A 12,129-nucleotide genomic window follows, 5' to 3' on the forward strand; every position below is an offset into this window, starting at 1 on the left:
AATCGCTTATTAGGCGATGGAGACAACAATCCCCCAGGCAAGACCGCCGGGGGATTGTCCTTTTTCATTCGTTGCCGGCACCGTTCACAAGCTGTCCCGGCGTGGTATTCTGCAAATGATGATGGATGGTATCAACAAGCTGATCCTGCTGGCTGGCATCCATATCCTTCCACATCATCTCAAACATAACACCGAGTCCCGGCAGCGCAGCTTCCGGCCCGTCAACGGAACCCTCGATCATGGAGCGAAGCTGGTCTTTGTCCTGGTCATGGACTTTGTGAATGACGGCCTGCCTTAGATCTAACAATATGGACATCGAAATGCTCCTCCTTGTTATTCAGGGTCAATGTGTAATGTACCCGCTTGACCCGAGTTACATACAAGGAACAAAGACAGTGTGATATACTGATCATATAAGGAAAGCTCAGGTTCGTGGGAGGATATTGACATGGCGAAGAAGCAGTATGCGGTCATTGGCATGGGCCGTTTCGGCACCAGCGTGGCCAGGGAACTAAGCGTAATGGGATTTGACGTGCTTGCGGTGGATTCAAGCGAATCGCGAGTACAGGAGATAGCGGGTCTGGTTACCCATGCGGTATCCGCAGACTCCACGGACGAAGAGGCGCTGCGGGCGCTTGGCATCCGGAACTTCGACGTCGTGGTTGTGGCGATTGGCGAGGATATTCAAGCCAGCATTCTGACCACGCTGATCCTGAAGGATCTCGGCGTGCCGGTTATTATTGTAAAAGCAAGAAATGAACTGCACGGGAAGGTACTTGCCAAAATCGGTGCAGACAAAGTGATATTCCCTGAACGGGACATGGGGATGCGGGTGGCCCACCATCTTGTATCGCCGAATATTCTGGACTATATCGAACTGTCGGATGACTACAGCATTATGGAAATGAAGGCCTCGGGCAATATGATTGGCCATAACCTGAGGGAATTGGATATCCGGGCACGCTTTGGCTGCAACGTCATGGCGATCCGCGAAGGAGAGGATATGAACATTTCCCCGCATCCGGACGACCGGATTGAAGATGGAGACATCCTCGTTATCGTCGGTCATAAGAATGATCTGACCAAGCTTGAACTGGCGTATGCCAAATAAAGGAGACGTATGATCAGCTATGGAGATTTTGTCGCCCCAGAACGCTAGAGTCAAAGCGTGGGCACAATTGCAGGAGAAGAAGCATCGCGATAAGCAGCAAAAATATATCATCGAGGGCATTCATCTGGTCCAGGAGGCGCTGCAGGCCGGAGCGGACATCGAATGTGTCACTTATGATGTGGAGAAAGGCATTCCGCATGAGCTTAAGGCTGCCACCGTGGATACGGGACAAGCGATCGAATGGATCGGCGTCTCGCCAGCCGTCATTGCCAAGGTGAGTGACACGCCTTCGCCGCAGCCGACCTTTGCCGTCGTGCGCAAGGAATCCCGCCGCTGGCAGGAGCTGCTTCTTCATGAGGAGGGGCTCGTTGTGGTGCTGGATGGTTTGCAGGACCCGGGCAACGTCGGGACGATTATTCGCAGTGCGGATGCATCCGGAGCAGCGGGGGTGCTGCTCGGCCGGGGCTGTGCGGATTTATACAATCCGAAAACGATCCGCTCCACCATGGGCTCTTTGTTTCACCTGCCGGTTGTGGAGGGGGATCTGTTGACCATTTTGCCTGAAGCCCGGGAGCGCGGAGCAAGAATGGTGACCACATCGCTCGCCGCATCCCGCTCCTGCTATGAATATGATTTTGGGGGCAACTGCTGGATGGTGATCGGAAGCGAAGGCCGCGGCGTATCTCCTGAAGTGGAGGCGCTCGTCGACGATACGATGATCATTCCGATGCCGGGGAAAGCGGAATCGCTTAACGCGGCGATGGCCGCTTCCGTGCTCTTGTTTGAGGCGCTGCGGCAGCGGATGTTATAAACCGCTCATTCCTTCATAACGAGCGGAAAGCGTTCCGATAATGATTAAATCATAGGCTGATGAGAGGACAAGAGAGAGAATGCTGCGCAACAAACTAAAGAGCAACCTTTTTTATCTGGCTGCAGGAATATATTTGGGCATTGCCGTTGTGGCCTTTATACCATGGATTCAGATCGGCGTTAAAATAACGGCGTATACGAGCATCATCGCATTATTGATCACCATTTATGATTCGTCCAAGGTGAGCCTTAGAATAGCGGAAACTGAAGGGGATTTGCGAAAGCAGAAAGTCCGGTATGTTTTTATGCTCGTTATGAAAGCACTCATGATCATCTCGCCAATTGCTCTCTTGTTCTGGATTCAATATGAGAATGATGAGGCCGTCATAGCGAGAATAAGCAATTATGTTACTTTTGCCGCTCTGGGGGTCGTATTCTTTACAAGAGGCATGGAACTAAAGGGATCATCGAAGGACACGCCGAAATGATGGATGACAGGCAGTCTCGGCACCATGCGTTAAAATTGTGAATGCTGGAGGGAGGGCGTATCTTGATCCGGTTTATGTCTGCCATATTGTCGGCTATGCTGCTCTCGCTGGGGTTTACTGTGATCAATAGCCCGGATGTGGCTGGCTTGCTGTATTATTACGGCACCTTCCTTAAAGGATTCCTGGTTCTGTTCTTTATATATGTGTTCTTTGCTGTGCCGGTATCTATCTATATCGATGCCTGGGTCATGAAATACGGTGTGATATGGCAAATGTTCGTCTACTTTTTGGCGGGGGCCGGGATGGGGTGTGTTTTTCTCTTGCTGAACGTTGGACGCATTGCTGCCACGGGCATGACGCTCATTGTGCTGTTTGCTCTGGCTGGATGGATCTTTGCGTTGTTTATCCAGTTACTCCGTTTGGCGGTGAGAAGAAGCCGGCCGGCATCGCAAACCTAGGAGATCCGCTCATCCATTAGACAAGGACGGAATATCCCGTGGTTCCATAAGCATTCCACGCTGATGCAGCTATGCACGCGGCATAAAGCCGGTGCTTTCGGGGAATCTACCCGAGAGCGCCGGTTTTTTCATTTAGCTAAGATAGAGGCGATGATTATCTGGATTGACATGAAACCATATGGTGTCATATAATCGAAATGGAAACCGAATGGTTTCATAAAATAAGATACAAAGTGAGGAAGATGTACATGAGTGAGCACATAGATCCGTCCAAGCTGCCTGATATTCGCCACACCTTGGTTTTGAAGGCTTCCATCGATAAGGTATGGAAGGCAGTTGCCACATCCGAAGGCATAGCCTCATGGTTCATGCCGAACACATTTGAGCCGATCGAGGGCTATGAGTTTCAGCTGAATGCAGGACCGTTCGGGATTTCCCCGTGCAAGGTGACGATGATCGACCCACCGAATGGGTTATCGTTCAACTGGGGTAAGGATTGGACGGTCACCTTTGAGCTGGTGCAGCAGGGGGACTACACGCAGTTCACGCTGATTCACGGCGGATGGACAGCAGATCAGCTGACCGAGTTTGGAGAGGCCCACTCGATCGTTCGGGACCGGATGGACAACGGCTGGGGCGGTCTCGTGCAGAAACTGGCCGGGGTTGTGGAGGAGTAATCATGAGTGCAGCCCCTGCCAAGCATGATGTCTTTCAGGCAGTTGCCGATCCGACCCGCCGCAAGCTGCTCAGCCTGCTCGGCGACGGAGAGCGTCCGCTCAAGGATATTACCGGGCATTTTTCAATGACTCGAACGGCCGTCTCCAAGCATTTAAGGATTTTGTCCGAGGCCGGTCTGGTGAAAGAGCGGAGAGTCGGGCGCGAAACAAGGTACAGCCTGGACACGGAGCCTTTGCTGGAGCTGAAGGCGTGGCTATCTTACTTTGACCGCTTCTGGGAGAACAAGCTGTCCATGCTTCGCGCTTATGTGGAATCGGATACGGATGAGTCTTCATAATAAGAGTGAAGAGCCGGGACGAACGAGTGTCCCGGCTCTTCTTTTTTGGCGCCTGTCTGCATACCTTCTATACAGAAAGGAGCTTGCCAAGTCAACACAGACTCCTCATGAATGTAAAGAGGGGGGAACGCTTTGAGAAGAAAAAGATGGGGAACGAGGCGCTTGACCTTTCCGTCCATTTCGTGGCCCAAAGCGCGCCGGGGGTTCAAGGCGCAGCGACGAAGCTTCAGGACACCAAGGCCTTCCTCGCACCAGCCAAGAACCGTCAAGCCCGGCGGCCGGAAAAAATGGGTGCTCCTCGCGGTGTTTCTTATGATTTTCGCGATGTTTGAATTTTTCATGTATATCGAGCGCAATCTGCGCCCGCCCATTATGCATCTGGCGCAAATCCGGGTGAAGCAGATTGCCACGGAGGCCATTAACAAGGCGATCTCCAGCCAGGTCGCCCAAGGCAAGCAATTTGACAATCTAGTCAACTGGAAAACCGATGCCTCTGGAAAAGTCAGCGGCTTTATGCTGAACTATGACGAGCATTTGAAGATTACGTCCTTCACGACGGAAATTGTGCAGCAGACGCTCGATGACATTCACAAGCGGCAGGAGCATATTCCGCTAGGGCAGGTGCTTAAGAGCCCGATCGTCGCCTCCTTCGGCCCGCAAATTCCCGTCAAGATTGAGCCGCAAGGAGCTGTAAAAGTGCAGTTGTCCACGCGCCAGAAGGAAGCGGGCATCAACAACATCCTGGTGGAGGTGTATGTTCGGATCACGACAGAGGTAGCGGTTGTGGTGCCCTTTGATATGGAGGCCCAGACTGTTCAGACCGATATTCCGATCTCGTATCTGCTGATCGTCGGTGATGTGCCGATGTATTACTATGACGGCCAGGGCAGAGCGGTAGGCGAGAACAGCGCCAGTGCGCCAAGCATTGCCCTTCCGCCGCCGACGGTTTCGGAGGAAGAGTCCAGCACCGGGGGGCTGGAAATGTCGCCATCCGGGACGACGCTTGAGCCGCCGCCACATCCGGAGGGGGCGCCGAATAGCGGCGGCATATCCGGAAGCGACGCAGACTCGGCCGGTACACAGACAAACGCGCCCTGATTTCAATCAGGAGCGCGTTTTCTTCTTCGGCCGGCGCATCTCTTCCCGCTCCCACTGCTTCAGCAGCGGATAAGGATCGAAGGACCACTCGGTCAGGCCGGTATCCCGGTAAATGCCATAGTGCAGATGGGGAGGGAACTTCCCCTGGGTGCCGGGCTTGCCGTAGCCGGAGCTGCCGACCCAGCCGATGGTTTGCCCTGGGCGTACGACGTCGCCGAGCTTGATTCCCTTGTCGAAGCCTTGGAGATGGGCGTAATAATGATACTGGTTGTTCAAGTCCCGGATTCCGATTCGCCATCCGCCATACTTGTTCCAGCCTTTGATCTCGATAACGCCATAGCAGGTGCTGCGGACAGGAACGCCGTAATCGGCGAACAGGTCGGTTCCTTCATGTATTCGCCGGCCGCCCCAGCTTCGGCCCATGCCAAAGGTACTTCTGTACGAATAGTCGCTTTTGATCGGGAGCGGGAAGGCATGCTCAAACAGGTCGAGTTTGCCAAAGGTTTCATATAGCTTCGAATATTGCTCGACGCGCTGAACCGCCCGGCTGTTCTGGTAATAAGCCCATAGCCCAATGCTGAAATCCTCTTGGGAATGTCCGTAAGGGCCCAGCTTGGCAGCAATGGAGTATAGCAGATCCAGATCATTGTTCGGGTCCGCGATGCCGTCGCCATTGCCGTCCCGGCCGATGCCGGAGAACACGCGAATGGATGTCGGATTCGTATCCTCCTTGTCAGGATTGAGCGGTCCTGCCCAGCGCGTCGGAGGGACGAAAATGCCGATCAGGCGGTCCGGATGTTTGCGATCCTTCGGATGCACGCGGGTCATGGTGCGCTCATATTGGTCAATGGCAGCCAGACGGAACCACGGGATATGGGTAACGGCTGAGATTTGGTCATATAACGCTTTACGAGCTGCAAAAATTTCTTCGGCCGTCTCCGCCTTAATCTTGGCTGCCATGGGCTCCTCCTTCGATGAAGGAGATGCTTCGGCGGTTTCGGAGCTGCTCAGGCAGCATACTGCCGTCACGGCGGCAATGAAGGCAGCACTCCACCGTTTGCCGGCAGAGCGGCGGTCTCTGAGATTGACGATCCTCAAGGCGTCTTCTCCTCCTTATATTGAATGAAAGGACTGCAATTTGATGGCTATAGGCAGCCAGCGTTTGGCTGAACGCCGGTCCTATGTCGGGGCGATAGATTCTCGCCTACCCAGTAGCGTGCTTCCAAAGGAGAAATTTTATCCATGCCGGACCTAGATCAATCTCATACCGATGTGAAACAGGTAAATCAACCATTTTCATGATATAATATGGAACAGTTGAAGATAGAGGGGGAACCATATCCCTTAATCCATTCGAAAGAAGGTATTTTCTTTGTCCAAAACTAAACAGCCAAAACCTGACTGGATACGAATCAAACTGACGACTGGCGATAATTATAAGGAAATCAAGAACATGATGCGTTCCAAGACGCTACATACCGTGTGCGAGGAGGCACGCTGCCCGAACATTTACGAGTGCTGGGCGAACCGGACGGCAACCTTTATGATTCTGGGCGATATTTGTACCCGTGCTTGCCGCTTCTGTGCGGTGAATACGGGACTGCCGACGGAGCTCGATCTTCAGGAGCCAGAGCGGGTAGCGGAAGCTGCCGAGCAGATGAATTTGCAGCACTGCGTCGTGACGAGTGTGGCGCGCGATGATCTGAAGGACGGAGGGGCGTCGATTTTTGCAGCAACGGTCAAAGCGATTCGCAAACGTCTTCCACTCTGCTCGGTCGAAGTGCTGATTCCGGATTTCATGGGCAGCGAAGATGCGCTGAAGATCGTTATGGATGCCAAGCCGGATATTCTGAATCACAATATCGAGACGGTGGAGAGACTGTCGGATCGGGTCCGCGCCAAAGCGAAATATTCCCGTTCCCTGCAGCTGCTGGCCAATGCCAAGAAAATGCAGCCGGACATCCCAACCAAATCCAGCATCATGCTGGGCGTCGGCGAGCAGTGGGACGAGATTTTGCAGGCGATGGACGATCTTCGCGCAGTAGACTGCGACATCATGACGATCGGACAATATTTGCAGCCATCACCGAAGCATCTGAATGTCGAGAAATACTACACGCCGGAGGAGTTTGCACAGCTGAAGGAAGAGGGCATGAAGCGCGGATTCAGCCATGTCGAGTCCGGGCCGCTTGTCCGCAGCTCCTACCATGCGCATGAACAGGTGAAATCGGCTCAGCGCCAGAAGGAAGAGCCAGTAAGCTCTTAACCTTGGATGAAAGGCAGGGGAACCGTAAGTGATCGTGATCGGCAACAAAAGTTACGAGGTGCTCAAGGACCACCGCAACGGCTGGAACCCCGAGGCTTTCCGGGAGAGATACAGCGAGGTTCTGGATCGTTATGATTACATCGTGGGCGACTGGGGCTACAACCAGCTCCGTTTGAAGGGCTTCTATCGTGACAACCATCCGAAAGCGCCCAAGGACGCGACGTTTTCCAGCGTATCCGATTATATTAACGAGTACTGCAACTTCGGCTGCGCGCATTTCGTGCTGCAGAAGCTGAAGGATGTCAAGGAGCCTAAAGAGGCCAAGGACGTTAAAGACGCCAAAGATTCCAAAGATTCCAAAGATGCGAAGGATGCCGATGCAGCCCGCGAGAGCCGGGGCTCGGCCGAGCCCCGGCCTGAGGGCGAAGCCAAAGGCAAGAAGGAACCGCGCGAGCCGCGTGAAGCCCGGGAATCACGGGAGCGGGAAGGCAAGCGGGAAGCGCGTGCGCACCGGGAATCCAAAGAGAAACGTTCCCACAAGGAAGCTGCCAAGGATGCTTCGAAAGAGGCAGAGACAACGAAAGCATAGAAAAAGCATAGAAAAAGCATAGAGGCCCCCTGCAACCAAGCAGGGGGCCTTATGGTGTATACCTATTCGATTAGCCGAGGAACGCATCCCGCACCCGATTCCAGAACGGAAACGGGCGGTATCTGGCAAAGCTGACCTCTTGTTCGGCAACTTGACAGCGAACAGAGATAAGATCGTCAATCGTAATGTTGATATGGTCCACGGTCAGCAGCAGACGCTGCTCCTTGCGTGAGAAAATGTCGCAATGATGATGCTTCGGCAGCAGCAGCGGGGAGCCTAGCGTACGGAAAATCCGGTTGTTGATCGATGCGATCTCAGCGATTTGGAGCGCTTCAATCGAAGGATGAACCATCGCTCCCCCCACACTTTTGTTATAGGCAGTACTGCCAGAAGGTGTGGATACACATATGCCGTCGCCCCGGAACATTTCAAAGGTCACGTCATTGATGTCGATCTGGGCGACGACTGTGCCGTCAATGCCCTTGAGCGTAAATTCATTTAAGGCGATATAAGAGGACGTTCCGGACTTCTTGTGAATTTCCAGCTGAACCAATGGATATTTAACAATCCGGGGATGCGAGTCGGAACCACGGGCGCCGCTCATGTGGTCGATGAGCTCGTGCAGCTCGTCCGCTTTCCAGTCTGCGTAAAATCCAAGATGCCCGGTGTGAACACCGACAAACGCCAAGTCGGGAATCCGATCTATAAACGTATGAAAAGCATGCAGCATAGTTCCGTCTCCGCCGATGGAGACGACAATTTCAGGCGATTCTGCATCCAGCTCAAATCCCCGCTGTTCCGCAAGCTTGTGAAACTGCTGCGTCAGCTCGACAGACAATGGGTCTCCGCGATCCAGAACATAATATCTCAAGTTGATAGCTCCTTTATAAGGGTATATAACGATGATAACTCAAACCTGAAGGAGAACACAACGCTCACCGGGGAAAATTGCGAAATTTCTGCCGCCACAGGCTGACCCAATGCATCAGTAAAGCAATGCCGAGCAGCATTCCAAACAGCAGGCAGAATGCGGACATCAGGGTAGCATACCCGCCGGAAGCCGAGTAGGCGAAGGATGGCGTAACCGTGCCGGAAGGCTCTGATCCCATCAGCGTGTTCCACAGCAATAGCACAAGGCCGGCAGCGAGTACCCCGTGGATGAATCGCGCCATGGCAAACGGCCAGTATCTGAGCTTGGTAGTGTTCAGAATGCTGACGATCTGGGCATGGACACTGAGGCCTCCCCAGGACAAGATAAACGCAGCGGCAGCTGCCTTATACATAAGCGGGATTGCCGCTGAGGCCTCGCCGGCATAGCGAGCGCCAAGCGTGACCTCAAACAATCCGCCCATCAGCGCCGTCGATAACTCCTCCGGCATGCCCATCACAGCCAGCAGTTCATTCACCCCGCGGGTGAGCAGCGGAATGGCGCCTGCCTGCGTCCACATTTCCAGGAAAACAGAAAAGAATACAACCAGCCCCCCGACGACAATAATAAGCTGGAGGGAGGACTGAATCGCCTGGGCCAGCAAGGTGCCCAGATCCCGCCCGTCACGTGCTCTTGCGGCGTGCATTGCCTGAAGGGCAGCCTTCATGCGGCTTGTCTTCCGTTTATTCTCCGAGCGGGATGTGGTGGCCTCTATTTCCTTACGCCCATGGAATCGCATCAAGAGGCCGACAAGGAGCCCGCTGCCATAATGGGCAAGCGCCAGAATGACGGCCAATTCCGGCTTGTGAAAAAAGCCGACACAGACCGCCCCGATCAGGAAGATCGGGTCTGAAGAAGTGGTGAAGGCCACAAGACGCTCTCCTTCATCCCGGCTCAGCATGTTCTGTTCCCACAGTTTGGCGGTCAGCTTCGCACCGACCGGATAGCCGGATACGTAGCCCATGGCGGCCACAAATCCGCCGCTTCCGGGGATGCGGAACAGCGGCTTCATCAGTGGATCGAGCAGCGTCCCGATCAGATGAACGACACCGAAGCCGAGCAGCACTTCGGATATGACAAAGAAGGGGAAGAGCGAAGGGAACAGCACGTCCCACCAGATCGCCAGTCCTCGCAGCGACGATTCAAGCGCGGCCTCCGGGAAAACAGTCATTAGGGCAACTACGCTTAACAGCGCCCCGGTTATGAGGAGCAAACTCGCGATTTTCTGGGTCATGATTATGATCAACTCCCGGATTCGTTGAAGGTCAGTGTAGGCAACACGTCCATATTGATAAAAATGTATGCCTGAGAGCGGACAAACAGTATAAAAACTTGGGGTAAGCGCTTGCAAAAAAGCTTCCTTTTTAAGAATCTTGTGTTATAATAAAACCACTAATCGTAACGGTTAACGGGATTAAGTGTGGATGGAGTGATGATGATGAGCATAGTCGCGGGTATATTGGTATGCGCCTTCGTTTATGTCATACGTGCTTCTCTCGTCCAGGGTGAAGAGGATTGGCGCAGTTATTAAAGGAGTTCAAGGGGCTAAACTGTCGTTTAGCGCCTTTTTTTGTTGTTTTTTGCTATAATAAGATTGCACATCCAAATTAGATGGGAGAGCATACGACCATGAATCCGAACTTAAGCATTTACGACAATCTGGGCGGAGCTGATGGCATTCGCTCATTGGTTGAGGCTTTTTATCCCAGAGTTCAGAAGAATGCGCTGCTTGCTCCGCTGTTTCCGGAGGATATCGATCCGGTGATGGAGAAGCAGTATATGTTTTTAAGCCAATTTTTTGGAGGGCCGGCCCTGTTCTCGGAAGCTTACGGGCATCCGATGATGCGGGCGAGGCATTTGAAGTTTCCCATCACGCCAAGTCATGCGCAGGAATGGTTGAAATGTATGTCGGCGGCACTTCAGGATATCGGTGTCGATGAAACGCTCCGCGAATTTGTCATTCAGAGACTGTCTGGACCGGCTAATCATTTTGTGAACACACCAGAGTAACGGGTGCTGGATGTGCCTGAATACGTTTTGTGGACGTCAAGAGGAGATGGAGATCCTGTGAAACTAGAGCCCTTGTATTCGATTAACGTAACGTGTGTCCAATGCGGTACCGAGTACGCTACATCCCGCGTCCGGCCCAGCTTCAAGAAGCCGATTCGGACGGATACGGATTTCTGTGCTTATTACAAAGCGGAGAATCCGGATTTCTACGTGGTTAGAGTATGTCCGAAATGCGGGTTTGCCTCAACGGAGCATTCTGTCAATAAGCTGACAGACAAGCAGCGGGAGGACTTCAGATCACAGATCGGAAGCCGCTGGGTAGGGCGTGACTTCAGCGGCAAACGAAGTCTGGAAGATGCCATTGAGGTGTACAAGCTGGCGCTGTTGTGCGCGCAGGTGATCGGGGAGCGGGATCGCCTGATTGCGAGCTTGCTGCATCACATTGCCTGGCTGTATAGATACCAGAACAACACCGCACAGGAGCAGCGTTTTCTCGCCTACTCGCTGGATTCCTATATCCGTGTGTTTGAGTATGAAGGCGTCGGTGCGAACGATGCGCGTCTGCTTTACCTGATCGGGGAGATTAACCGGCGGCTGGGACGTTTCAACGAAGCGGTGCAATGGTTCTCCAGAGTGGTCAGGGATGAGAAGATCATGGATGCAGCCATGATTCGGGCTTCGAGAGAACAATGGCAGCTTATTCGTCAGCAGATGGAAGAGCAGGGCAAGGAAGCCGGTCTCTCGTGATGGCGGCCGGATCGCCCGCAAAGCGAAAGAGGCGTTCCCGGGAAGGGACACGCCTCTTGCTACGCTCCGTGTAACCGCCATAGTCGATTTAACGGAGCTTCTGATCCGTGAGGATATAATCCGGATCGCTGTCCAGAACAGTGACCCGGTTATGACAGCAGGGGAAAACGAGCAGCTTCTTTTTCCCTTCGCGGACGCTGACCAGCTCTTTCGGCTTCATGGGCAGCAGTACATTACGGCTTCCGCAAAACGGGCAGTCTTGTACATATACATCATTCTGAACAATGTCATACGGCCAGGTGTTTGAAAAAGGAATCATCAGTTCTCCTGTTGGGACGGCGGTTGCTCATCCTTGCCCGAAGCAGGGGCATTGTCCGATTTGGCAAGTTCGGCGATCTTTTGCATCAGAATGTGCTGCGGCATATGCATCAGCTGCTCAATCGGCACGCCAAGCTGCTTGGACAACGCAATCGCTGTCTCCGCAGATATTTGCAAAGGTCTCATGGATGTGTACCTCCAGCAGTAATTTGTTGTTATATATAGTTATACACTTTTCCCAAAAGCCACACAAATGCTTACTGCTATCCTATCACATTATTATGAAAGGTG

General features: G+C 53.2%; 18 protein-coding genes. 12 read left to right on the forward strand and 6 right to left on the reverse strand.

All coding sequences use genetic code 11. The features are described 5' to 3' along the window. Positions 1–64: 64 nt before the first annotated feature. Entirely contained in the window at positions 65–316 is a 252-nt protein-coding gene (gene sspI, locus CHH67_RS07900) for a small acid-soluble spore protein SspI (protein ID WP_095264620.1), read from the reverse strand. Between the two features lie 132 nt (positions 317–448). On the opposite strand from sspI, the gene CHH67_RS07905 reads away from it, so the two are divergent. From CHH67_RS07905 to yunB, 8 genes are all read left to right on the forward strand, one after another. Then, positions 449–1,111, forward strand: a complete 663-nt coding sequence (locus CHH67_RS07905) for a potassium channel family protein (protein ID WP_095264621.1) — start codon at positions 449–451, stop codon at positions 1,109–1,111. Between the two features lie 19 nt (positions 1,112–1,130). Continuing rightward, complete coding sequence (locus CHH67_RS07910) at positions 1,131–1,922, forward strand: TrmH family RNA methyltransferase (RefSeq protein WP_095264622.1); 792 nt, start codon at positions 1,131–1,133, stop codon at positions 1,920–1,922. A gap of 79 nt (positions 1,923–2,001) precedes the next feature. After that, complete coding sequence (locus CHH67_RS07915; RefSeq protein ID WP_095264623.1) at positions 2,002–2,409, forward strand: hypothetical protein; 408 nt, start codon at positions 2,002–2,004, stop codon at positions 2,407–2,409. Positions 2,410–2,471: 62 nt separating this feature from the next. Continuing rightward, on the forward strand, positions 2,472–2,867 hold the full coding sequence (locus tag CHH67_RS07920; protein WP_095264624.1) for a hypothetical protein: 396 nt from the start codon (positions 2,472–2,474) through the stop codon (positions 2,865–2,867). Positions 2,868–3,115: 248 nt separating this feature from the next. Next, positions 3,116–3,544, forward strand: a complete 429-nt coding sequence (locus tag CHH67_RS07925; protein ID WP_095264625.1) for an SRPBCC family protein — start codon at positions 3,116–3,118, stop codon at positions 3,542–3,544. Positions 3,545–3,546: 2 nt separating this feature from the next. Next, positions 3,547–3,882, forward strand: coding sequence for an ArsR/SmtB family transcription factor (locus tag CHH67_RS07930; RefSeq protein ID WP_095264626.1), 336 nt, complete (start codon positions 3,547–3,549; stop codon positions 3,880–3,882). 107 nt (positions 3,883–3,989) lie between these two features. Then, the gene (locus tag CHH67_RS26725; protein ID WP_244908124.1) at positions 3,990–4,214 is read left to right on the forward strand and encodes a hypothetical protein; all 225 of its coding nucleotides are present in this window, start codon (positions 3,990–3,992) and stop codon (positions 4,212–4,214) included. Next, positions 4,195–4,980, forward strand: a complete 786-nt coding sequence (gene yunB / locus CHH67_RS07935; RefSeq protein WP_244908128.1) for a sporulation protein YunB — start codon at positions 4,195–4,197, stop codon at positions 4,978–4,980. Before CHH67_RS26725 ends, yunB begins: the two co-directional genes overlap by 20 nt. Before the next feature lie 6 nt (positions 4,981–4,986). Here yunB and CHH67_RS07940 read toward each other — a convergent pair whose 3' ends face one another. Further along, positions 4,987–6,018, reverse strand: a complete 1,032-nt coding sequence (locus CHH67_RS07940) for a M23 family metallopeptidase (protein WP_413773607.1) — start codon at positions 6,016–6,018, stop codon at positions 4,987–4,989. 334 nt (positions 6,019–6,352) lie between these two features. Between CHH67_RS07940 and lipA the strand changes: the two genes are divergently transcribed. Then, positions 6,353–7,246, forward strand: a complete 894-nt coding sequence (gene lipA, locus CHH67_RS07945; RefSeq protein ID WP_095264629.1) for a lipoyl synthase — start codon at positions 6,353–6,355, stop codon at positions 7,244–7,246. A gap of 28 nt (positions 7,247–7,274) precedes the next feature. Continuing rightward, complete coding sequence (locus tag CHH67_RS07950) at positions 7,275–7,835, forward strand: YutD family protein (RefSeq protein WP_095264630.1); 561 nt, start codon at positions 7,275–7,277, stop codon at positions 7,833–7,835. Positions 7,836–7,905: 70 nt separating this feature from the next. Here the strand turns inward: CHH67_RS07950 and CHH67_RS07955 are convergent, their stop codons facing one another. Both CHH67_RS07955 and ylbJ read right to left on the reverse strand, forming a co-directional pair. Further along, positions 7,906–8,706 carry an NAD kinase gene (locus CHH67_RS07955; RefSeq protein WP_095264631.1) on the reverse strand — a complete coding sequence of 267 codons (801 nt, stop codon included), beginning with the start codon at positions 8,704–8,706 and terminating at the stop codon, positions 7,906–7,908. 64 nt (positions 8,707–8,770) lie between these two features. Then, positions 8,771–9,997: a sporulation integral membrane protein YlbJ gene (ylbJ, locus tag CHH67_RS07960; protein ID WP_095264632.1), complete on the reverse strand. Its 1,227-nt coding sequence runs from the start codon at positions 9,995–9,997 to the stop codon at positions 8,771–8,773. A gap of 395 nt (positions 9,998–10,392) precedes the next feature. On the opposite strand from ylbJ, the gene CHH67_RS07965 reads away from it, so the two are divergent. Both CHH67_RS07965 and CHH67_RS07970 read left to right on the forward strand, forming a co-directional pair. Then, on the forward strand, positions 10,393–10,773 hold the full coding sequence (locus CHH67_RS07965) for a globin domain-containing protein (RefSeq protein WP_095264633.1): 381 nt from the start codon (positions 10,393–10,395) through the stop codon (positions 10,771–10,773). A 57-nt stretch (positions 10,774–10,830) separates the two neighbouring features. After that, the gene (locus CHH67_RS07970) at positions 10,831–11,520 is read left to right on the forward strand and encodes a DUF2225 domain-containing protein (protein ID WP_095264634.1); all 690 of its coding nucleotides are present in this window, start codon (positions 10,831–10,833) and stop codon (positions 11,518–11,520) included. A gap of 88 nt (positions 11,521–11,608) precedes the next feature. On the opposite strand, the gene CHH67_RS07975 is transcribed toward CHH67_RS07970, so the two are convergent. After that, positions 11,609–11,839, reverse strand: coding sequence for a hypothetical protein (locus tag CHH67_RS07975; protein ID WP_095264635.1), 231 nt, complete (start codon positions 11,837–11,839; stop codon positions 11,609–11,611). Then, positions 11,839–12,024 carry a YycC family protein gene (locus CHH67_RS07980; RefSeq protein WP_095264636.1) on the reverse strand — a complete coding sequence of 62 codons (186 nt, stop codon included), beginning with the start codon at positions 12,022–12,024 and terminating at the stop codon, positions 11,839–11,841. Before CHH67_RS07980 ends, CHH67_RS07975 begins: the two co-directional genes overlap by 1 nt. Between the last annotated feature and the right edge of the window lie 105 nt (positions 12,025–12,129).

This window comes from Paenibacillus campinasensis (assembly GCF_002272015.1).
Taxonomy (GTDB): Bacteria; Bacillota; Bacilli; order Paenibacillales; family Paenibacillaceae; genus Paenibacillus_AQ; species Paenibacillus_AQ campinasensis.

Coding starts and splice junctions, on each gene's coding strand:
- CHH67_RS07910 (WP_095264622.1), top strand. CDS start 1,131: ATGGAGATTTTGTCGCCCCAGAACGCTAGAGTCAAAGCGTGGGCACAA.
- CHH67_RS07980 (WP_095264636.1), bottom strand. CDS start 12,024: ATGAGACCTTTGCAAATATCTGCGGAGACAGCGATTGCGTTGTCCAAG.
- ylbJ (WP_095264632.1), bottom strand. CDS start 9,997: ATGACCCAGAAAATCGCGAGTTTGCTCCTCATAACCGGGGCGCTGTTA.
- yunB (WP_244908128.1), top strand. CDS start 4,195: ATGATTTTCGCGATGTTTGAATTTTTCATGTATATCGAGCGCAATCTG.
- sspI (WP_095264620.1), bottom strand. CDS start 316: ATGTCCATATTGTTAGATCTAAGGCAGGCCGTCATTCACAAAGTCCAT.
- CHH67_RS07975 (WP_095264635.1), bottom strand. CDS start 11,839: ATGATTCCTTTTTCAAACACCTGGCCGTATGACATTGTTCAGAATGAT.
- CHH67_RS26725 (WP_244908124.1), top strand. CDS start 3,990: ATGAATGTAAAGAGGGGGGAACGCTTTGAGAAGAAAAAGATGGGGAAC.
- CHH67_RS07930 (WP_095264626.1), top strand. CDS start 3,547: ATGAGTGCAGCCCCTGCCAAGCATGATGTCTTTCAGGCAGTTGCCGAT.
- CHH67_RS07915 (WP_095264623.1), top strand. CDS start 2,002: ATGCTGCGCAACAAACTAAAGAGCAACCTTTTTTATCTGGCTGCAGGA.
- CHH67_RS07905 (WP_095264621.1), top strand. CDS start 449: ATGGCGAAGAAGCAGTATGCGGTCATTGGCATGGGCCGTTTCGGCACC.
- CHH67_RS07965 (WP_095264633.1), top strand. CDS start 10,393: ATGAATCCGAACTTAAGCATTTACGACAATCTGGGCGGAGCTGATGGC.
- CHH67_RS07925 (WP_095264625.1), top strand. CDS start 3,116: ATGAGTGAGCACATAGATCCGTCCAAGCTGCCTGATATTCGCCACACC.